This window comes from Agrobacterium sp. NPDC090283 (assembly GCF_044769685.1).
Lineage (GTDB): Bacteria > Pseudomonadota > Alphaproteobacteria > Rhizobiales > Rhizobiaceae > Agrobacterium.
The window spans coordinates 178,680-198,053 of sequence record NZ_JBIVYG010000003.1 but is presented as its reverse complement, the minus strand read 5'-3'; the positions used below and the strand labels follow the sequence as shown (position 1 = coordinate 198,053).

The 19,374-nt window shown below is 59.3% G+C and carries 15 protein-coding genes and 1 tRNA gene; 8 read left to right on the top strand and 8 right to left on the bottom strand.

The window, feature by feature from the left end:
* The first annotated feature begins 423 nt into the window (after window positions 1-423).
* Entirely contained in the window at window positions 424-1,056 is a 633-nt protein-coding gene (locus ACIQUH_RS06460) for an outer membrane protein (protein ID WP_400813249.1), read from the top strand.
* Between the two features lie 204 nt (window positions 1,057-1,260).
* Entirely contained in the window at window positions 1,261-1,632 is a 372-nt protein-coding gene (locus ACIQUH_RS06455) for a hypothetical protein (RefSeq protein WP_035261012.1), read from the top strand.
* A gap of 174 nt (window positions 1,633-1,806) precedes the next feature.
* On the opposite strand, the gene ACIQUH_RS06450 is transcribed toward ACIQUH_RS06455, so the two are convergent.
* A tRNA-Ile gene (locus tag ACIQUH_RS06450) sits at window positions 1,807-1,882 on the bottom strand.
* A gap of 180 nt (window positions 1,883-2,062) precedes the next feature.
* On the opposite strand from ACIQUH_RS06450, the gene ACIQUH_RS06445 reads away from it, so the two are divergent.
* Entirely contained in the window at window positions 2,063-2,806 is a 744-nt protein-coding gene (locus tag ACIQUH_RS06445; RefSeq protein WP_400813248.1) for an SIMPL domain-containing protein, read from the top strand.
* A 185-nt stretch (window positions 2,807-2,991) separates the two neighbouring features.
* On the opposite strand, the gene ACIQUH_RS06440 is transcribed toward ACIQUH_RS06445, so the two are convergent.
* Together ACIQUH_RS06440 and ACIQUH_RS06435 are read right to left on the bottom strand one after the other, a co-directional pair.
* Window positions 2,992-3,327, bottom strand: a complete 336-nt coding sequence (locus tag ACIQUH_RS06440; RefSeq protein ID WP_400813247.1) for a hypothetical protein — start codon at window positions 3,325-3,327, stop codon at window positions 2,992-2,994.
* Between the two features lie 151 nt (window positions 3,328-3,478).
* Window positions 3,479-3,886 (bottom strand): secondary thiamine-phosphate synthase enzyme YjbQ, encoded by a 408-nt coding sequence (locus ACIQUH_RS06435; protein WP_400813455.1) that lies wholly within the window; start codon window positions 3,884-3,886, stop codon window positions 3,479-3,481.
* Window positions 3,887-4,154: 268 nt separating this feature from the next.
* On the opposite strand from ACIQUH_RS06435, the gene ACIQUH_RS06430 reads away from it, so the two are divergent.
* Window positions 4,155-6,707 carry an HWE histidine kinase domain-containing protein gene (locus ACIQUH_RS06430; protein ID WP_400813246.1) on the top strand — a complete coding sequence of 851 codons (2,553 nt, stop codon included), beginning with the start codon at window positions 4,155-4,157 and terminating at the stop codon, window positions 6,705-6,707.
* A gap of 43 nt (window positions 6,708-6,750) precedes the next feature.
* Here ACIQUH_RS06430 and ACIQUH_RS06425 read toward each other — a convergent pair whose 3' ends face one another.
* From ACIQUH_RS06425 to dnaG, 3 genes are all read right to left on the bottom strand, one after another.
* Window positions 6,751-7,671 carry a DUF930 domain-containing protein gene (locus tag ACIQUH_RS06425; protein WP_400813245.1) on the bottom strand — a complete coding sequence of 307 codons (921 nt, stop codon included), beginning with the start codon at window positions 7,669-7,671 and terminating at the stop codon, window positions 6,751-6,753.
* Window positions 7,672-7,867: 196 nt separating this feature from the next.
* Window positions 7,868-9,922, bottom strand: coding sequence for an RNA polymerase sigma factor RpoD (gene rpoD, locus ACIQUH_RS06420; protein ID WP_386904202.1), 2,055 nt, complete (start codon window positions 9,920-9,922; stop codon window positions 7,868-7,870).
* A 393-nt stretch (window positions 9,923-10,315) separates the two neighbouring features.
* A complete protein-coding gene (gene dnaG, locus ACIQUH_RS06415) occupies window positions 10,316-12,301 on the bottom strand; it encodes a DNA primase (RefSeq protein ID WP_400813243.1) in 1,986 nt (661 codons plus the stop codon).
* A 173-nt stretch (window positions 12,302-12,474) separates the two neighbouring features.
* Between dnaG and ACIQUH_RS06410 the strand changes: the two genes are divergently transcribed.
* Together ACIQUH_RS06410 and ACIQUH_RS06405 are read left to right on the top strand one after the other, a co-directional pair.
* Window positions 12,475-12,780, top strand: coding sequence for a BrnT family toxin (locus ACIQUH_RS06410; protein ID WP_400813242.1), 306 nt, complete (start codon window positions 12,475-12,477; stop codon window positions 12,778-12,780).
* Complete coding sequence (locus ACIQUH_RS06405) at window positions 12,731-13,063, top strand: BrnA antitoxin family protein (RefSeq protein WP_400813241.1); 333 nt, start codon at window positions 12,731-12,733, stop codon at window positions 13,061-13,063. The genes ACIQUH_RS06410 and ACIQUH_RS06405 overlap by 50 nt, the downstream gene beginning before the upstream one ends.
* A 291-nt stretch (window positions 13,064-13,354) precedes the next feature.
* Here ACIQUH_RS06405 and ACIQUH_RS06400 read toward each other — a convergent pair whose 3' ends face one another.
* Window positions 13,355-13,807 (bottom strand): GatB/YqeY domain-containing protein, encoded by a 453-nt coding sequence (locus ACIQUH_RS06400; protein WP_400813239.1) that lies wholly within the window; start codon window positions 13,805-13,807, stop codon window positions 13,355-13,357.
* 335 nt (window positions 13,808-14,142) lie between these two features.
* On the opposite strand from ACIQUH_RS06400, the gene carA reads away from it, so the two are divergent.
* Window positions 14,143-15,348 (top strand): glutamine-hydrolyzing carbamoyl-phosphate synthase small subunit, encoded by a 1,206-nt coding sequence (gene carA, locus ACIQUH_RS06395; protein WP_400813238.1) that lies wholly within the window; start codon window positions 14,143-14,145, stop codon window positions 15,346-15,348.
* Window positions 15,349-15,485: 137 nt separating this feature from the next.
* Here the strand turns inward: carA and ACIQUH_RS06390 are convergent, their stop codons facing one another.
* Complete coding sequence (locus ACIQUH_RS06390; protein WP_400813237.1) at window positions 15,486-16,883, bottom strand: MATE family efflux transporter; 1,398 nt, start codon at window positions 16,881-16,883, stop codon at window positions 15,486-15,488.
* A 319-nt stretch (window positions 16,884-17,202) separates the two neighbouring features.
* Between ACIQUH_RS06390 and ACIQUH_RS06385 the strand changes: the two genes are divergently transcribed.
* Window positions 17,203-19,293, top strand: coding sequence for a methyl-accepting chemotaxis protein (locus ACIQUH_RS06385; RefSeq protein ID WP_400813236.1), 2,091 nt, complete (start codon window positions 17,203-17,205; stop codon window positions 19,291-19,293).
* The last annotated feature ends 81 nt before the right edge of the window (window positions 19,294-19,374 follow it).

Sequence of the window (19,374 nt, the reverse complement as noted above, 5' to 3'; positions counted from 1 at the left end):
TAAAGCCTCATGCGATCTCATCCTCCCATGCCCTTTCCGCCCGCAACGATCCCCCTCGCCGGGAGGCCGCAACGGTGTAGTCTCAACCGCAACTGATGCCGCCGGCGATGCAGCGCAAAGCACCCGCACCGCCACAGTCTACCACAACTCTATGGTCGCGCCCTGCGCTGTCAAGACAACCAAGCGTGACGTGGGCCAGCCGCCCTGCCGGACTTTCGTCGAAACGCCGAAGGGAACCAAACACGGCCAAAGACGTTCGACGCATCAGAACAGCATGGCGGGGCGATAAAAAGCCGCGATCCGGGGCAAGACGGCCAGCAACGCCGGGAGGACATAAGCGCCTCTTGGAACCGCCGAACCCCGACCCATATTAAAAGCAGCTAATCTATGCTATGGATGTCAGTCAGCTCAGGGAGAAAAACGATGAAAACGCTGATCGTAACGTCACTTCTGGCCCTGTCGGCCAGCACCGCAATGGCCGCGGATGCCGTCTACGAAACGCCCGCACCTCCGGTCGCGCAGGAAACCCTGCCGGTCTTCACCTGGTCTGGCCCCTATCTTGGTATTCAAGGCGGCGCGGGCTGGGCAAATGGCGATTTTTCGGCGGGCGGCCCGGTCGCCTCGGATAATTTCAACGGCGGCATTCTCGGTGCCTTCGTGGGTTACAATTACCAGTTCGACAATAATATGGTCCTCGGCATCGAAGGCGATGTCGATTATAACTGGAACGACAATGACTATGCGGGCACCAAGATCGGCACCGACTGGCAGGGCTCCGTGCGCGGCCGCGTCGGTTATGCCTTCGACCATGCCCTGCTTTATGCCACGGCCGGCTGGACCGCGACACGAGGCTTCATCGAAACGCCCGGTGCCGGCAAGGACAGCACCACCTTCAACGGCTACACCGTCGGCGCGGGTCTGGACTATGCCTTCACCGACAATGTGTTCGGCAGGCTGGAATATCGCTACAACGACTATAGCGACAAGGACATCTTCGGTATCAACACCGATGTCGACCAGCACACTGTGAAAGTGGGCCTCGGCGTGAAGTTCTGATAGCGACCAGTCGATTTCGACAAAAAGCCCGGCCCTCCGCCGGGCTTTTTTTCGCTGAAAGCCTGCACCCACTGCGGCCCTCTGAGACCATAGAAATATGAACCGCATAAAAATGAAATATTCACAGGCCGTTCACCCGTCCCGTGCCATCATCCGGGCATAATGAGCCTCTATCTCCCGAAGCAGGCTTATGGAGTAGCCCCGATGAAAAAGATAATTCTTTCCACTATTGCCGCGCTGGTCGCCACCGGCAGCATTTTTGCATCCTATGGCACCGCTGCCGCGCAGGACTATCCCTATCGCCCGCGCTACGACCGGGGTTACGACCGCGGCGGCCCACCCCCGCCGCCCTACCGCGAACACCGCCGCCACAATGACGGTGCAGCGATTGCCGGCGGCCTCGCCGCAGGCGTCATCGGCGGCCTGATCGGCGGCGCCATCGCCAACAGCAACAACGGCCCACGCTACTACGAGCCGCCACCGCCGCCCCGCCCGCGCTGCTGGTTCGAAGACCGCCGCGTTCCCAATTCCTATGACGGCGGCTGGCATACGGAAAGTATGCGGGTTTGTAACTGACATTAAAGCTTTCTCGATCCGGCTTGCGCCATCGGCACGCCGGATCGACGCCGATATGACAAACTCCACTGCTAGAATTTGTCATCGGCATCGCAGAGATCACGCATCAGACGTGACAGAGGCGCGCTCGCGAAAAGTCGCGAAACATCCCAAACAATTGATCTTGAAAGAAAATGGTGGGCCCGGAGGGACTCGAACCCCCAACCAAGCGGTTATGAGCCGCCGGCTCTAACCATTGAGCTACAGGCCCTTCTCGGAAAAACCAGTCCGAAACACCGGTTTCGCAATGGCTCGAATCCGGTGGGTCACGCTCTAACGTAATTTTTTGAGGCCGACAAGCCAATGATGCTTTCGCAAAGCAGTGCCGCCGTATTAGCTACACAATCTAAGGCAATACCCTTCAAAGGGACTCAATCAACGAGGAAACACCATGAAGACAAAAACGGCCCGCCTTTTCGCACTCGCCGCATTGACCGCGGCGGCCATGATGCCGCTTGCCGCCCAGGTATCTGCGCAGGATGCCAGCCTGCGCGAAGCCACCATCAGTGTTTCCGGCGAAGGCCAGGCGGCCATCGCGCCCGATATGGCTATTCTTTCCTTCAGCGTCGTCAAGCAGGCGGAAACCGCAGCGGCTGCGCTGACTGAAAATTCCAAGGCGCTCGCCGATGTTCTGAAGGCGCTGAAAGAGGCGGCCATCGAAGACCGCGACCTGCAGACGAGTAATTTCTCGTTGCAACCGATTTATAAGCAGAACGAGTCCAAGAACGGCGTTTATGTCGCGCCTGAGATCACCGGATATCAGGTGTCCAACGGCCTGACCGTGCGGGTGCGCGATCTGAAAAAGCTCGGCACCATCCTCGATACCTCCGTCAAGCTCGGCATCAACCAGGGTGGCGATATCACCTTCACCAATGACAAGCCCGAAGCGACGGTGACCGAAGCCCGCAAGCTGGCCGTTGCCGATGCTCTGGCCAAGGCGAAAACGCTGACGGAAGCGGCAGGCGTGAAGCTCGGCCGTGTCATTCAGATCAGCGAAAACTCGCAGCGCCCCATGCCGGTACCGGCGGGCATGATGCGTGCTTCGATGATGAAGGAAGCCGACAGCGTGCCGATCGCTTCGGGCGAGAACAGCTACAGCGTGGTGGTCAACGTCACCTTCGCTCTCGACCAGTAAGATCGACGGCGGGCGGCACCCCGGTGCCGCTCCTGCCCAATCTTGAGTTCAGTCACTTACATAACGCAAAATAAAATGCCCCTCGCCTGCCATTCCGGACAAGCGAGGGGCATTTTTGATCCATCTGCCATACGGGGATATCGGCAGATCGATAAGGGTCGCTGCTGTTAACGGCGGACTACATATTAGCGGCGAATTACGGGGCAGCCGCGCTCATTGGCGAAGACAATGCGATCACGGCCGCGGCGGTCGAAGCCTGCCACCACGACACGGCGCGGCGATACATCAACCACACGGGCGCGGCGTAGACCCATGCGGCTTGCCTTTTCTTCCGCAAGCCAGGGCGAGCAGCCGCGGCTCGGGCGATCCGGGCGACCCCAGCCGGGGCGATGGCCATAGCCATCCTGAACCTGAACTCTGAACTGGACATCCGAGCCTGCGGAAGCCGCTGGCGCAGTGAAGGAAATTCCACCGAGGGCGATGAGGGCAGCCAGGCCGGCTTTTGCGAAGGTGCTGAACATGAACTCACTCCGTTTGTTTCTTTGCCGACAGGGGAACATCCCCCGGCGATTGACGAGACCCTAGACCCGCCCGTCTGAATATCAGCAGAACCGGATGTTCAGCAGGCGTTCAGGGAGGTTAACGCGGAACGCCTCGATCCGGATCCGGATATCACGGCGAGATATGCAGCACGATTTCGCGCCGATGCGGCTGGTCGCGGTGTTCGAAAAGATAAAGGCCCTGCCAGGTGCCGAGCACGAGCCTGCCGTCGCTGATCGGCACACCCATTGAAACCGTGGTGAGCGCCGATTTGATATGGGCGGGCATATCGTCGGGGCCTTCGAGGGTGTGGATGATCCAGCGCATGGAAGGATCGTCCGAAGGCGGCACGAGACGGGAGAAAAACACCGTGAGATCGCGCCGCACATCGGGATCGGCGTTTTCCTGAATAAGCAGCGAGCAGGATGTGTGCCGGACGAAGACCGTCAGCAGGCCTTCTTCCACGCCGGCGTGGCTGACGAATGCCTTGGCCTCGGATGTGAATTCATAAAGACCCTGCCCCCGGGTGGCGACCATCATTTTTCTCTGCGGCACATTTTTTCCTTCAACGGGTTGGAACAAAATCGGCGCTGCCAACGTTTCAACATGTCAAATTGTATCCGATGACGTTAGGGATACGACAATTGCGTGACGACGGCCTATAAAAGCAGAACGGAAAACCGGCGTCACAGTTGCAAAAAACGGGGAAGGGTTGGCACTATCAGAATGAATTATTCAAGCTTACCCGTTCCTCGACGAACACAATATTCCCCGTACAAGACAGGCACAGGGTGCGAAAGACTGATTCATGGCCCCCAGTGACTATCATGTCGACCTGACCAATTGCGACCGCGAACCCATCCACATCCCAGGCTATATTCAACCGCATGGCTGTCTCATCGCTTGCGACAACGCCATGCGCATGGTGCTGCGGCATTCTGAAAACTGCCGCGAACTGCTGGGCGTCCAAGGCGATATCAATGGCAGGACCGCCGAGGAGGTGCTCGGCAAAAAACTCGTCCACGATCTTCGCAATGCGCTCACCGTCACCGGCAGAACCACGCGTCCCGCCATGCTGCCCGCCATGGAAATGAGCGATGGCCGCAGCTTCGATATTTCCCTGCACCGCTACAAATCCACCACCATCATCGAATTCGAACCCTCCCGCAGCGAAACGCAGCCGCTGGGCACCGCGCGCAAGATGGTGGACCGCATCCGCGAGGCGGACAGCGTCGAAAGCCTGATCTCCAGAACGACGCGGCTGATAAAGGCGACGCTCGGTTACGACCGGGTGATGATCTATCGTTTCGAGGAGGATGGCGCCGGCAAGGTCGTGTCGGAAGCGAAGCAGCCGGAGCTGGAAAGCTTTCTCGGTCAATATTTCCCCGCCAGCGACATACCCCAGCAGGCCCGCGCGCTCTATCTCAAGAACACGTTGCGCATCATATCCGACGCCAGCGGCGCCCGGGTTTCCGTCCTGCCGGCGCTTGACGCATCGGGCGAAGCTCTCGATATGTCCTTTGCCCATCTGCGCAGCGTCTCGCCCATCCATTGCGAATATCTTCGCAACATGGGTGTTGCGGCTTCCATGTCGATTTCGGTGATTGTCGACGGTGCGCTATGGGGCCTGATCGCCTGCCATCATTATTCCCCGCGCGTGCTGACGATGCCGGTCCGGATCGCCGCTGAAATGTTCGGAGAGTTTTTCTCCATGCATTTGCAGGTTCTGAAACAGAAGCGCAGGCTCGATACCGTCAACCATGCCCACGCCGCGCTTGACCGCTTCCTTCGGCTTGCCGCCCATCACGCCAACATCGAAGAACTGCTGATCGACAGCTTTCAGGATTTTGCCGATCTGATGCCCTGCGATGGCGTCGGCCTGTGGGTGGGAAACAACTGGCACGGCCATGGCGCAACGCCGCCGCATGACGCCATTCCAAGGCTGGCTCGCTTCGTCGCCTCGGCGTCGGAAGGCAAGGTCTGGGCGACGCACGCGCTGTCGCAAGCCATACCGGAGGCGGAAATCTATGCCGGCACGGCAGCCGGAATGCTCGCCATTCCGCTGTCGCAGGTGAAAAACGACTACCTGCTGTTTTTCCGCAAGGAGATCGTGCAAAATCTGAACTGGGCCGGCAATCCGGAAAAATCCTATGAGACCGGCCCGATGGGCGACCGCCTCACCCCGCGCAAGAGCTTTGCGATCTGGAAAGAGACGGTCCGCCTGCAGGCGCAGCCCTGGTCGGAAGCCGACCGGGAGATCGCGGAAGCGGCGAGGATTGCGCTGGTCGAGGTCGCATTCCATCACAGCGAGCTGATGGCGGGCGAAAGGGAACGCGCGGAAGTGCGCCAGCGCATGCTGAACGAGGAGCTCAACCACCGCGTCAAGAATGTTCTGGCCATCATCAAATCGCTGGTCGGCAATCCCTCGCAGGAGGGCAAGACCCTGCAGGAATATGTGACCGCCCTGAAGGGCCGCATTCAGGCATTGTCCTTTGCCCATGACCAGATCATTCGCGGTGAAGGCGGCGGCGCGCTTCGCGATCTTCTGGATGCCGAACTGTCGCCGCATCGCTCGCCGGAAACCGTTGTGAAACTGACCGGCCCGCAGGTGACGCTCGATTCGCGCGCTTTCTCCGTCATGGCTCTTGTTCTGCATGAGCTGGCGACGAACGCCGCCAAATACGGCGCGCTTTCGCAAAATGGCGGGCAATTGCATGTGCGCTGGACCATCGACGAGAACCGCGATTGCGAGATTGAGTGGCGCGAAATCCTGCCCACCAAACTACCCCCGCCATCGCGCGCGGGCTTCGGCACCGCACTCATCAGCCGCAGCATCCCATACGATCTCGGCGGGCGCAGCACGATACGCTATTTGCCCGACGGGCTGGAGGCGGAAATTCTCCTGCCCTCCCGTCACGTTTCCTCGGCCACGGCAGTCGCCGACACGCAAACCGAAGATGAAACCGCGCCGCAGCCCAGACGCTATAACCGGGAGGAGCCGTTGAAAGTATTACTCGTCGAAGACCAGATGCTGATCGCCATGGATGTCGAGAATATGCTGGAAGACAACGGCATCAAGGCAATCGAAACGGCAACCTCGTCGGCAATGGCCATTGAAAAGCTGAAGACCTATGTGCCGGATGTGGCCATTCTCGACATCAATCTCGGCTCCGATACATCGATCCCCGTCGCCCGGGAACTCCACCGCCGTGGCGTCCCCTTCCTCTTCGCCACCGGTTATGCGGATGGCAGCATGGTGCCGGATGAATTCGGCACCGTGCCGGTGATCAGGAAGCCCTATGATGAGGATGCGCTGATGGCGGGCATTGGGCTGCTGGTGGGGGATGCCGAGCGGGTTTAGGAGACTTATGTGAACGAGGCTTCCTGATTGAGAAAACCCGCCCTCACTGAAATCTCGTAAAGCCGCGCTTTTTTGCGTCTTCCGGACTGACCTCATTTCCGATTTTAAACCGGAATTCCGTCACCGTGTAATTTTCCAGATCGACTTCGCACTGGAACGAGACGTCATGCCAACCATTGCCCGTGTTGAACGCGCCGCCGGAAGCATCGATCGAATTACCGGAAATCCTGCCGCCCGTGTCCGAATAGGGGATCATGCCCCTGGCGGCAAATCCCGCGCCCTGAATCTGGGCCAGGGCTTCGGTGCTGCAAAGCTGAACGACGCGGCGACGCGGTGGCAGATCGCCAAACATCTGGCGTCTCTGGGCCGGTGACAGCATGGACGAAGACAGGAGGTTTTTGGCCGCCGGAAGTTTCGCGGGCTTCTTTTCCGTCACTTCCGCCGGCTTTTCCTCAGTCGGCTTGGCCTGCGGCACTGGCGGCTGATCGGGCTGCGCTTCTTCCTTCACGGGTGAAACCGCGATCTCCCCCTGTGCTGCGGAAGCCTGAAGATCGCTGTTGGCGGCAGGAGCTGCGGGCTTTTCCTCAGCCGTTTTCTCAGGCTGGCTTGCAGGCTCCGCAGAAGGCTCGGTCTTTTCCGCTTCCTCCGTCTTGCCCGGTTTGTCCTCGGGGTCCGCCTGCGTTTCCTCGGGCCTCATGGCTATGGACGGCAACGTCGCCTGCGGCTGCGGCAAAGGTTTTGCCTCTTCCGCCGGAGGAGCGGGCGGCGGCGGTGGAGGTTGCGGCTTTTCCTCTTTCGCCTTCTCTTCACCCGGCGGCGGGGCCTCTTCCGCCTTTTTCTCCTCGGGCGGCGGCACCAGATCGACGCTGATGCTCTCCGGCTCCTGCGGCTCGGCTATGCGCTCCGGCAGCTCGAAAAAGAAAAGCGCGACGACGGCAAGATGCAGCAGCACGGAGACGGGCACAGCCCATCCTCCCCTCCGCCATTTGCTTGCCGAAATCTGTTGCATCTCATCGAACCAAATCGAACCCGGGCTTATCCAGCAAAAGCGGAATGCCTGTTTTCACACATAAGGCTTGTCGCAGAGTTCGCCAGTGCGGGAAACAAAAAACCCGGCCAGCGCGGACTGACCGGGTTCAATTTTAAAGGAAACAAACAGCTTAGCTGTCGAGGAAGCTCCGCAGCTTTCGCGACCGGCTCGGATGCTTCAGCTTGCGCAGCGCCTTCGCCTCGATCTGACGGATACGTTCGCGCGTGACCGAGAACTGCTGGCCGACTTCTTCCAGCGTATGGTCCGTATTCATACCGATGCCGAAACGCATGCGCAGAACACGCTCTTCACGCGGCGTCAGCGAAGCCAGAACACGGGTCGTCGTCTCGCGCAGGTTCGCCTGAATGGCGGCGTCGATAGGCAGCAGCGCGTTCTTGTCCTCGATGAAGTCGCCGAGATGCGAATCCTCTTCGTCGCCCACGGGGGTTTCGAGCGAAATCGGCTCCTTGGCAATCTTCAGAACCTTGCGCACCTTTTCAAGCGGCATGGCGAGCTTTTCGGCCAGTTCTTCCGGGGTCGGCTCGCGGCCGATCTCGTGCAGCATCTGGCGCGAGGTGCGAACGATCTTGTTGATCGTCTCGATCATGTGAACCGGAATACGGATCGTGCGGGCCTGGTCGGCAATCGAACGGGTGATTGCCTGCCTGATCCACCAGGTCGCATAGGTCGAGAACTTGTAACCACGGCGATATTCGAACTTGTCGACCGCCTTCATCAGGCCGATATTGCCTTCCTGAATGAGGTCGAGGAACTGAAGACCACGGTTGGTGTATTTCTTCGCAATCGAGATCACCAGACGCAGGTTGGCCTCGACCATCTCCTTCTTGGCGATGCGCGCTTCGCGCTCGCCCTTCTGCACCATCGAAACGATGCGGCGGAATTCGGCGATGGAAATGCCGGTTTCCGTGGAGAGGTTCTGGATTTCCTGACGGATTTCCCGGATCGTGTTGCTTTCCTCGCGAGCGAATTCCTTCCAGCCGCGCGCAGCCAGATTGGCAATCGACTTCATCCAGTTCGGATCGAGTTCCGCGCCGTGATACTGTTCAAGGAAGCTGTCACGCTTGACGCCATAGGATTCGGCAAGGCGCAGCAGGCGGCCTTCATTCTGCATCAGACGCTTGGAAATGTCGTAGAGCTGCTCGACAAGGCTGTCGATACGGTTCTGGTTCAGCGACAGCGACTTGACGGCCGTGATCAGCTGATCCTTCAGTTCCTTGTAACGACGCTCTTGACCGGAAGACAGGGTGCCGGTGCAGGCAAGACGCGCCTCAACCTGCTGATCCTGAAGCTTGCGCAGCTTCTTGTAGGTGTCGGCGATGGTGTCGAGCGTTTCCATGACCTGCGGGCGCAGTTCGGCTTCCATCGCGGCAAGCGAAAGATTGGACTCGTCGTCGTCCTCTTCTTCCTCTTCCGGCGGCAGGCCATCGCCGCCAACATCCGTCACATCCTCGTCGCCGGTCGGCGCGCGCAGCTTGCGGGTCTTTTCCTTCTCCTCGGCGGCCTTGCGGTCCGCTTCGATCTTTTCAGGGCTCTGGAACTGCGGCGCCGCCTTGGCTTCCGGACCGGAATAGGTGGTTTCGAGATCGATGATCTCGCGCAGCAGCGTCGTGCCTTCGTTGAGTTCGTCGCGCCAGATGATCAGCGCCTGGAACGTCAGCGGGCTTTCGCACAGGCCGGAAATCATCGTTTCGCGGCCGGCCTCGATGCGCTTGGCGATGGCGATTTCGCCTTCGCGCGACAGAAGCTCGACGGAACCCATTTCGCGCAGATACATGCGCACCGGGTCATCGGTACGGTCGGTCGGTTCTTTCTTCTTCGCGGTCGCGAGCGCTGTGCCGCTGGAGGGCGCCAGTTCGCCGCCTTCGGACTCTTCGCCGTCGGAATCGCTGTCGTCTTCGCTGGCGGTCGCCTCCTCGGCATCCTCGTCCTCGATGACGTTGATGCCCATATCGGACAGCATCGCCATCGTGTCTTCGATCTGCTCGGAGGTCACCTCTTCGGACGGCAGGACGGAATTCAGCTCGTCCATCGTCACATAGCCGCGCTTCTTGGCGGCCTTGATCATTTTCTTGACCGCGTCATCCGAAAGGTCGAGAAGCGGGCCGTCCGTCGCACCGTCGCGTTCGTTTTCTGCTTCTTCGTTTTCTTTGACTTTGGTTGCCATCTATCTCGTCGCTTTCCCTGACGCTAACACCTGTTCCGCCGCATCGCCGTCCGCCCCTTGAGCATCCGGCGCATTGCCGCGAATCACTGTCAGACACCTAACGGAGTGATCTTTAATTGCCGATTAACCACGGCAGCCTCAGGCAGAATGCAAAGACAGTGCACCCGGAAATGCTTGCTCATGCAATTTCTATCCGCCAAGGCTCATTCCACCTTACTTTTCCTGAAATGGTGATTCCCGCTATTTCCCCTCCCGTCAAGCCTTTGAGGGCGAGACAGCCAAGGAAATTCTTAAAAAGAGCCGCAATTTGCGGGTTATCACCAGACTATCCCCTATTTAGGACGCCTGCCGCAAAAGGCAACCCCAGACACCTTTCAATTCTGCCGACCATCCTCAGCCATGACCAACGGCCGGCCCCTTAACCCGGCCGGACATGACCCCGAAACCATCGATGATCGCCTCCTGATTTTCCATTCGGCCGATTTCGAGCTGCACTTCTGCCAGCGCCCGCACCAGCAGCGTGCCGCGCTCATCATCCGTCGCCTCGGCGATTTCCCGCTCCAGCTCGCGTTTCTGCCAGAGCAGGGATTTCGTCCGCTTGTGCAGCGAAAGCGCCTGTACATAACCTTCGCGCGCATCCTCCATCGCCGCCTGTTCGGTCGCGGTCCACAGGCGGGCATTGCGCACCTGCTGGTCCATGGCCTTCAAAAGCCCTTCGAAGCCCTGTTGCGACAGGCGCTCGATCAATCCCGCCCGCGATATGTCAGCTGCATTTTCCGCCGCATAGGTCAACACCGTCGACCACAGGCGCTGCAGATCACGGTTTTCGTAATCGATGGCGGCAATCTCGTCATATTCCTCAAGCAACAATTCGGGATGGTTGACGATGGTGATGGCGAGGACGCTTTCGCGCAACGAAGGCTTGGTCTGATAGCCCCGGACAAGCCCCGACTGCGCCAGCCGGTCGGAAATGCTGCTGGCCGGCGCGGCCATGGCCCCGCCCCGCCCCGGCGCATTACGCTGGAAGCCGCGCCCCGCCGGCTGCGCACCATTACGGCGAAAATTGCCGTTCTGCGCCCCACCCTGCTGAAAACGCGGCTGGAAAAAGCCGCTCAGCCTGTCACGCATATCCTGCTGGTAGAACCGCCGCACGGTCTCGTCGCCGATAACCGCCACGATCTGCCGCAAGCGGCTTTCAAGCTGCGCGCGCTTTTCCGGCGTATCGAAAGTGACACCTGATGTCTCGCGGCTCCAGATCATCGCCGCAAGCGGCTTGGCTTCCGAAAGCACCCGGTCAAACGGCGCACGCCCCTCCAGCCGCACGAGATCGTCCGGGTCCTTGCCATCGGGCAGCAGCGCGAAGCTGACGGAGCGATCCGGCTTGATATGCGGCAGGGCGAGATCGGCCGCACGGTTGGCGGCGCGAATGCCGGCACCATCGCCATCAAAGCAAAGGATCGGCTGCGGCGACATTTTCCAGAGGAGATCGAGCTGGCTTTCGGTCAGCGCCGTGCCGAGCGGTGCGACGGCATTTTCAACACCCGCCTGATAAAGCGCGATGACATCCATATAACCTTCGACGGCGATGACCGAACCGCCTGCCGCCTGCGAGGCGCGGCGCGCACGGGCGAAATTGTAGAGAACATTGCCCTTGTGAAAGAGCTCGGTCTCGTTGGAATTCAGATATTTCGCCACCGCATCCGCCGCCATGGCGCGGCCACCGAAGGCGATCACTTTTTCCCGCGACGACAGGATCGGGAACATGATGCGGTCACGGAACCGGTCATAGGAGACCGGCACGTTTTCATGCACCACCAGCCCGCAGGCCTCCATCTGCTCCTTCGTCACGCCCTTGCTTGCCAGATGCTCCTTCAGCGCATTGCGGCTGTCAGGCGCATAACCCAGCCGGAAAGTCTCGATGGTACGGCCGGTCAACCCGCGATCCCGCAGGTAAGCCCGCGCCCGCGCGCCGAGCGCGGTTTGCAACTGATCCTGAAAGAACAGCGTCGCCATTTCCATGACGTCCTGAAGCGAGGTGCGCTCTCGTTCCCGCTTTTCCGCCTGCGGATCGGGTTGCGGCATGGAAATACCAGCCATATCGGCGATCTGCTGCACGGCTTCCGGGAAACTTAAGCCCTCAAGCTCCGTCAAAAAGCGGAAATGATCGCCGGAAACACCGCAACCAAAGCAATGATACCGCCCCTTGCGGTCCTCGCAGTGAAAGCTCGGGCTTTTTTCGCCATGGAACGGGCAGCAGGCCCAATAATCCCCCCGCGACGTATTGGTCTTTTTCTTGTCCCAGGACACACGTCGACCGATCACATCGGAGATGTTCACGCGGTCGCGTATCTCATCAAGGAAAGAATTGGAAAAGCGCATGGGTTACCTGTTCGAGGCCAGTCTTTCATATAAGCGCATAACAGCCGCAATACAAAACACTCCGCAAAGAATACCCGATATTCACAGGCGGCATTGACATAAGTGTATATACAGATGAATATACAAGTGTGGCGCATGAGTGCCCGCAAACTGGAAACAGTCTCGGGTGACTCATGGACATCGTGATGAAAGAGTTCATCTCCTTTGATTGGGATGGAAACAAGCGGCTTATCAATCTGGCTAAGCACGGTATCGACTTCGAGGATGCAGCGGAGGCGCTGTATGAACCACATATCGAAATACCGTCTGACCAAAATGGAGAGGTCCGCATACGCGCCATTTGCCCGTTCATGGGGCGCCTTATAGCTGTCGTTTACACGATGCGGGGCGAGACATGCCGGATCATATCAGTGCGTGCGGCGCGGAAAAATGAGCAACAACTCTATTACGCGAATGACCCTGGAAGAAATACGCGCTAAGCGGTCTCGCGGCGAGAAGAGCGAGACCGACTGGGCGCGTGTCGATGCCATGACCGATGAGGACATCGACCGCGCCACGCGCGACGATCCGGATTGGGCGGGCTTTGAGGATATCGACTGGTCGAAGGCCCAGGTCGTGTTTCCCACCGCCAAAACATCCATTTCCATCCGTGTCGATCAGGATGTCGTGGATTTCTTCAAATCCACCGGCAAAGGTTATCAAACCCGGATGAATGCGGTTCTGCGCCACTATGTGCATGAGCAGAAAAAACGGTCGGGTTGAAGAAGGAGAGCCGCCATTGCGCCAGCTTCCGGCGAATTTATGGCAGTGCAACATCACCAAAAATTATGTTTTTGTAATTTGAGCGACGCGTTGCGGCGATGTAAAAACAAAACACAGTCAAAGGCAGTGTTTGAACATTTACATACACCTGCCGACACCTGCAGGCACGTCCCCCTCGAAAAAAGCCTGCGCGGGAGAGCATTTTGATCCGCCGGAATGCATCTTCGTCGGCAGAAAAAAGGCAGGGTAGCCATGGCTACCCTGCCTTTACTTTTTCAGAAGTGGCGAAAGCTACTTCAGCAGATCCTTGACGACACCGGAGGCTTTCGCGAAGTCGATCTGGCCGGGATAACGTTCCTTCAGCGCATTCATGCACTTGCCCATGTCACGCAGGCCGGATGCGCCGGTCTCGCTGATGACCGCCTGGCACAGTTCGCGCACCTTCTCGGCCGGGATTTCTTCCGGCATGAATTCCTTGATGATGACGATTTCCTCGCGCTCCTGCGCGGCAAGCTCGGGACGGCCGGCACCTTCATAGATGGTGGCGGATTCTTCCCGCTGCTTCACCATCTTCGTCAGGATCTGCATGATATCCTCATCGCTGACGGGGTCCTTGCCCACGCCGCGATTGGCGATATCGCGATCCTTGATGGCGGTCTGGATGAGACGCACGGTCGAGGTGCGGCGTGCATCCCGAGCCTTCAGCGCATCCTTCAAAGTATTAGCGAACGTGTCGCGCAGCATTTTTCTTCTCCTTGGGAAAGCTCACTCCGCAGCTTCCTGACACGGAAACTTTCCGCCTTATTTTTCGCAACGACATAAACGAGCAAACACGCTCAAGCAAATCAATTGCATAAGCCCTTGAATCTACGACAGCTTAAATCCGCGTAAATCTTGGTGCTGCGGTTGACCGCTTGGGCTGCTTTCGTTATTTTCCGGCACCTGCACGAGATTTTAACGAAGGGTCGGAACGCGAGCTTTATCGCGCGCCCCTTTATGTCACGAAGCCTGCGACAAAAATGGCCCCTTACCCCCTGCCTTTCAAGAGGCGGGGTGCGAAGCGGCAGAAACGGAACGAGATGACCGAGACAGCGCCCTGGACTACCCGCAAACCGACCGCAATGCTTGTTCTTGCCGATGGCACAGTGATCGAGGGAACCGGCATCGGCGCAACCGGCAAGGTTCAGGCTGAAGTCTGCTTCAACACGGCGCTGACGGGTTACGAGGAAATCCTCACCGACCCTTCCTATCTCGGCCAGATCGTCACCTTCACCTTCCCGCATATCGGCAATGTCGGCACCAATGAGGAAGACATTGAAGACCTGACACCTGCCGCCCGCCGCGGCGCCGTCGGCGTCATTTTCAAGGCCGACATCACCGATCCGTCGAACTTCCGCGCCATCAAGCATCTGGATGCCTGGCTGAAGGCCCGCGGCGTCATCGGCCTCTGCGGCATCGACACCCGCGCGCTGACCGCATGGATCCGCGAAAACGGCGCGCCGAATGCGGTGATCGCCCATGATCCGAACGGCGTCTTCGATATCGAGGCGCTGAAGGCGGAAGCCAAGGCATGGAGCGGCCTCGTCGGCCTCGATCTCGCCATCGAAGCCACCTCCGGCCAGTCCTCCACCTGGACGGAAACACCGTGGGTCTGGAACAAGGGTTACGGCACGCTCGGCGAAGCCGATGCGAAGTACCACGTCGTCTGCGTGGATTTCGGCGTCAAGCGCAACATCCTGCGCCTCTTTGCCGGTCTGGATTGCAAGGTCACGGTCGTTCCGGCCCAGACTTCGGCCGAAGACATTCTGGCGCTGAAGCCGGATGGCGTGTTCCTGTCCAACGGTCCGGGAGACCCGGCCGCGACGGGCGAATATGCCGTGCCTGTTATCCAGAACCTCATCAAGAGCGAGCTGCCGATCTTCGGCATCTGCCTCGGCCACCAGATGCTCGGCCTCGCCGTCGGCGCTAAGACCGAAAAGATGCATCAGGGCCACCACGGCGCCAACCATCCGGTCAAGGACTTCACGACCGGCAAGGTGGAAATCGTCTCGATGAACCATGGCTTTGCGGTCGACACCAAGTCGCTGCCCGAGGGCGTCGAGGAGACCCATATCTCGCTGTTCGATGGCACCAATTGCGGCTTGCGCATCGTCGGCAAGCCGGTCTTCTCGGTTCAGCACCACCCGGAAGCATCGCCCGGCCCGCAGGACAGCCACTACCTCTTCCGCCGCTTCGTCAACCTGCTGCGCGAGAGACAGGGTGAGGCAGCGCTCGCCGAGCGCTGATAGACCATCCCCATACTCCGCATCATCCTCGGGCTTGACCCGAGGATCCATCGGGACCTGGTGGAATGGATCCTCGCCTCAAGGGCGAGGATGACGACAGAGCATTACATTCCAGAAAGAACACAACGGCCCGCTTTTCAGCGGGCCATTTGCATTTCGCGCTTCACCAGAATGACAAAACGCACGGACAGCAGGACGGCCGCCGTCGAAAGGCCGATCACGAAACCGAACCAGACGCCGCGCCCGCCAAAACCGAGCGGAAAAGCCATGGTCCAGGCAAGCGCCAGCCCGATCGGCCAATAGGAGATCAGCGCCAGCATTGCCGGAATGCGCGCATCCTTCAATCCGCGCAGCAGGCCCGCCGTCACGGCCTGAATGCCATCGACCAGCTGGAAGATGCCGGCAATCACCACGAGGCTGCTGGCATAAGCAAGCACTTCCGCAGCCTCCGGCAATTTCGGATCGAGGAACCATTTCGCCAGAAATTCAGGGACCGCCGCAAACAATATGCCGCCGCAAATGGCGATGCCGCAGGCGATGGCATAAATCATGATCGAGGCGCGGATGAGATTTTTGAAATCCCCCTGCCCCCGCGCCACGCCCACGCGAACCGTCGCGGCCTGGGAAAGACCTAACGGGATCATGAAGGCGATGGAGGCCAGTTGCAGGGCAATGCCGTGGGCGGCAAGCTGCACGGTGCCGATCTGCCCCATCAGGATCGAAGCGGCAGCAAACAACGTCACTTCGGCAAGAATGGTGATGCTGATCGGCAGACCGAGGCGCAGCACTTCGAAAAGCGCATGCCAGTCCGGCCGCCAGAAGCGCACGAACAATTCGTATTTCCTCGTTTCCTCCCGCGTCTGCACATAAGCGACGATGAAGATGAAGCTGAAGGCATTGACGATGACGGCGACGACCGCCGCACCGTTCATGCCCATCGCCGGCAATCCGAAATGGCCGAACACCAGCGCATAGGCAAGCACGCCATTCATCACCAGCATGATGATGGTGACATAAAGAATGATGCCCGCCCGCCCGATGGCGCTGACAAGCCCGCGCAGGACATAAAACAGCAGCGCCGGCAAAAGGCCGAACTTGGCGATGGCGAGATAATGGCCGGTCAGAGCCGCCACATTCGGGTTCTGCCCGAGGGAAACGAGAATACGTTCGGCATTAAAGAAGATCGGCAAGGCGAGCAGCCAATAGGCGATCGCCACCCACATGCCCATGCGCAGCGAACGACGGGCCGCCGTCGCATCGCCCTGGCCATAGGCCTGCGCCACCATCGGCACCACGGCCACGGAAAATCCAGAGCCGAAAATGAAGACGACAAAGAAGAACTGCCCGGCCAGCACCATGGCCGCCAGCTTTTCAGCCCCCAGCTGGCCGACGATGACCATGTCAGTGGTATGGATGCCAAGCTGTGCGAGCTGTGCGCCGATAAGCGGAATTCCCAGCACAAGCGTAGCCTTGAAATGCGAAAACCACGACCCCGATCCGGAAGGAACGGTTCCTGCAACAACCGACGAAGACATTGTAATTCACCTGAACCTTGGCCGTTGCCCGCGAATTGCGCAACGGCAGCACGGTGATGAATAAAATATTCCCTTCCTGCACGCAACCTTTGCAGAGGAATGATCAAAATTTACGCAGCCGCACAACCGGTCCGCGGCACGGCATGACATAAGACAAATTTAGTCGAACTTTACCATTTCTCTTTATTAATTAGAGCATTGAATAGTTCTTTTAAATCATAAGCTGCATGACGCAGAATATTCCCGCCTTTGAGGCATGTTTTCCCCACCATTGTCAAAGATGACCTGAACGGTACATCCGGCTCAAAGGATCTGTAGCTTGTCCAAGAAAACCAATCTCATGACCCGCATCCTGTTTGCGGCGTCATCACTTGTCGTCGCCGCCTTTGCGGGCTTTTCTTTCTACATCGACAGCCTTCAGCACCGTGTCACGACGGAAGCCGTGGCGGAAAATATCGATTCCTCAGGCAAACAGGCCTCCCAAAGCATCGCCAACTGGCTGAACGGCCGCATCATGCTGACCGACACGGTGGCGAAAACCCTCGCCAAGCTTTCAGACGACGATGCCAAGGTGCAGTTCTTGCAGAATGACGTGCTGACGGCGCAGTTCATGTCCACCTATTTCGGCAATGCCGACACCGGCAGCTTCACGACCTTCCCGAAACTGCCGCTGCCGGAGGGATATGACCCGCGCAAGCGCCCATGGTATCTGGACGCCGTCAAGGCCGGCAAGCCGGTTCTGACCGAACCCTACAGCGACGCATCGACTGGCGGTCTCATCATCACCGCCGCCATTCCGGTTTCCGTCGACGGCAAGCTGGCCGGTGTGACGGGAAGCGACTTCTCGCTCGATTCACTGGTCACCATGATCAAGTCCGTGGATGCCGGCCAGGACGGATATGCGTTCCTCGTCAGCAAGGATGGCAAGATCCTCATCCATCCCGATCCGAAATTCGTCGACAAGCCGCTGACCGATCTCTTCAAGGTCAACACACCGGCGATTTCCTCGGCAATTTCGCAAACCGAAATCGACGGCAAGGGCAAGATCACCAGCTTCATTCCGGTTGCCGGCCTGCCCTCGGTTGACTGGTATCTCGGTTTCGTCGTCGATTCCGATGTTGCCTATGGCGCGATCGGCCAATTCCGGCTGGCGGCAACCATCGCCACGGTGCTTGCCGCCGCAATCATGATCGGCCTGCTTGCGACCGTGCTTTCCCGCTTCATCGTGCGCCCCGTCACGCAGATGACCTCGGCCATGGAAGGCCTTGCGGCCGACAATCTCGATGTCGCCATTCCCGGTCAGGAACGTACCGACCAGATCGGCTCGATGGCGGCGGCGGTTGCCGTGTTCCGGTCGAATGCCATGGAACGCCTGCGCCTTGAAGGAGACGCCGAAGAAAACCGCACACTCTCCGAACAGGAGCGTAACGAGCGCGAAAAACTGGCGGCAAAGGACGCGGCGGATATCCAGTTCGCAGTCGATTCGCTTGCCAGGGGACTTGCACATCTTTCCAATGGCGATCTCAATTATCGTATCGATACGCCCTTCGTGACCCGCATCGATCGCCTGCGCGACGACTTCAACAATTCCGTTGCCAAGCTGAACGCAGCGCTCAGCACCGTCGGCCAGAACGCCCGCGCCATCGATGCCGGCGCCGGCGAAATCCGCCAGTCCGCCGACGATCTGGCGCGGCGTACCGAGCAGCAGGCGGCTTCCGTGGAAGAGACCGCGGCGGCGCTTGAGGAAATCACCACGACGGTGAAAGACTCCGCCCGCCGCGCCGAAGAAGTCGGACGTCTGGTCGACCGCGCCCGCAACAATGCCGAACAGTCCGGCGTCATCGTCGAAGATGCGGTTCGCGCCATGGAAGGCATCGAAAAATCGTCGTCCGAGATCAGCAACATCATCGGCGTGATCGACGAGATCGCCTTCCAGACCAACCTTCTGGCGCTGAACGCCGGTGTGGAAGCCGCGCGCGCCGGTGAGGCCGGCAAGGGCTTTGCCGTCGTCGCACAGGAGGTGCGCGAGCTTGCCCAGCGCTCAGCCAATGCGGCGAAGGAAATCAAGACGCTGATCAACGCCTCGACATCGCAGGTACAGTCCGGCGTCGATCTCGTTGGCAATGCCGGCAAGGCGCTGGAAACCATCGTCCGCGAAGTACAGGAGATCAATCGCCACATCGACGCCATCGTGACGTCGTCGCGCGAACAGTCGACCGGCCTTCAGGAAATCAACACCGCCATCAACACCATCGATCAGGGCACACAGCAGAATGCCGCCATGGTCGAGGAACAGACGGCGGCAAGCCACGGGCTGGCTTCGGAAGCGGCGGCGCTCAACGAGTTGCTGGCGCAGTTCCAGCTGGCGACGGCCACGCGGCGGCAGACGGAATATGGGCGGGTTGCTTGAGGAACCGCCTGAAGGCACAGCGCTCAACAGTCGTCACCCCGGACTAGATCCGGGGTCCAGCGCGATCAAGTCATTGATCGC

Coding starts and splice junctions, on each gene's coding strand:
- ACIQUH_RS06460 (WP_400813249.1), top strand. CDS start 424: ATGAAAACGCTGATCGTAACGTCACTTCTGGCCCTGTCGGCCAGCACC.
- ACIQUH_RS06455 (WP_035261012.1), top strand. CDS start 1,261: ATGAAAAAGATAATTCTTTCCACTATTGCCGCGCTGGTCGCCACCGGC.
- ACIQUH_RS06445 (WP_400813248.1), top strand. CDS start 2,063: ATGAAGACAAAAACGGCCCGCCTTTTCGCACTCGCCGCATTGACCGCG.
- ACIQUH_RS06440 (WP_400813247.1), bottom strand. CDS start 3,327: ATGTTCAGCACCTTCGCAAAAGCCGGCCTGGCTGCCCTCATCGCCCTC.
- ACIQUH_RS06435 (WP_400813455.1), bottom strand. CDS start 3,886: ATGATGGTCGCCACCCGGGGGCAGGGTCTTTATGAATTCACATCCGAG.
- ACIQUH_RS06430 (WP_400813246.1), top strand. CDS start 4,155: ATGGCCCCCAGTGACTATCATGTCGACCTGACCAATTGCGACCGCGAA.
- rpoD (WP_386904202.1), bottom strand. CDS start 9,922: ATGGCAACCAAAGTCAAAGAAAACGAAGAAGCAGAAAACGAACGCGAC.
- dnaG (WP_400813243.1), bottom strand. CDS start 12,301: ATGCGCTTTTCCAATTCTTTCCTTGATGAGATACGCGACCGCGTGAAC.
- ACIQUH_RS06410 (WP_400813242.1), top strand. CDS start 12,475: ATGGACATCGTGATGAAAGAGTTCATCTCCTTTGATTGGGATGGAAAC.
- ACIQUH_RS06405 (WP_400813241.1), top strand. CDS start 12,731: ATGAGCAACAACTCTATTACGCGAATGACCCTGGAAGAAATACGCGCT.
- ACIQUH_RS06400 (WP_400813239.1), bottom strand. CDS start 13,807: ATGCTGCGCGACACGTTCGCTAATACTTTGAAGGATGCGCTGAAGGCT.
- carA (WP_400813238.1), top strand. CDS start 14,143: ATGACCGAGACAGCGCCCTGGACTACCCGCAAACCGACCGCAATGCTT.
- ACIQUH_RS06390 (WP_400813237.1), bottom strand. CDS start 16,883: ATGTCTTCGTCGGTTGTTGCAGGAACCGTTCCTTCCGGATCGGGGTCG.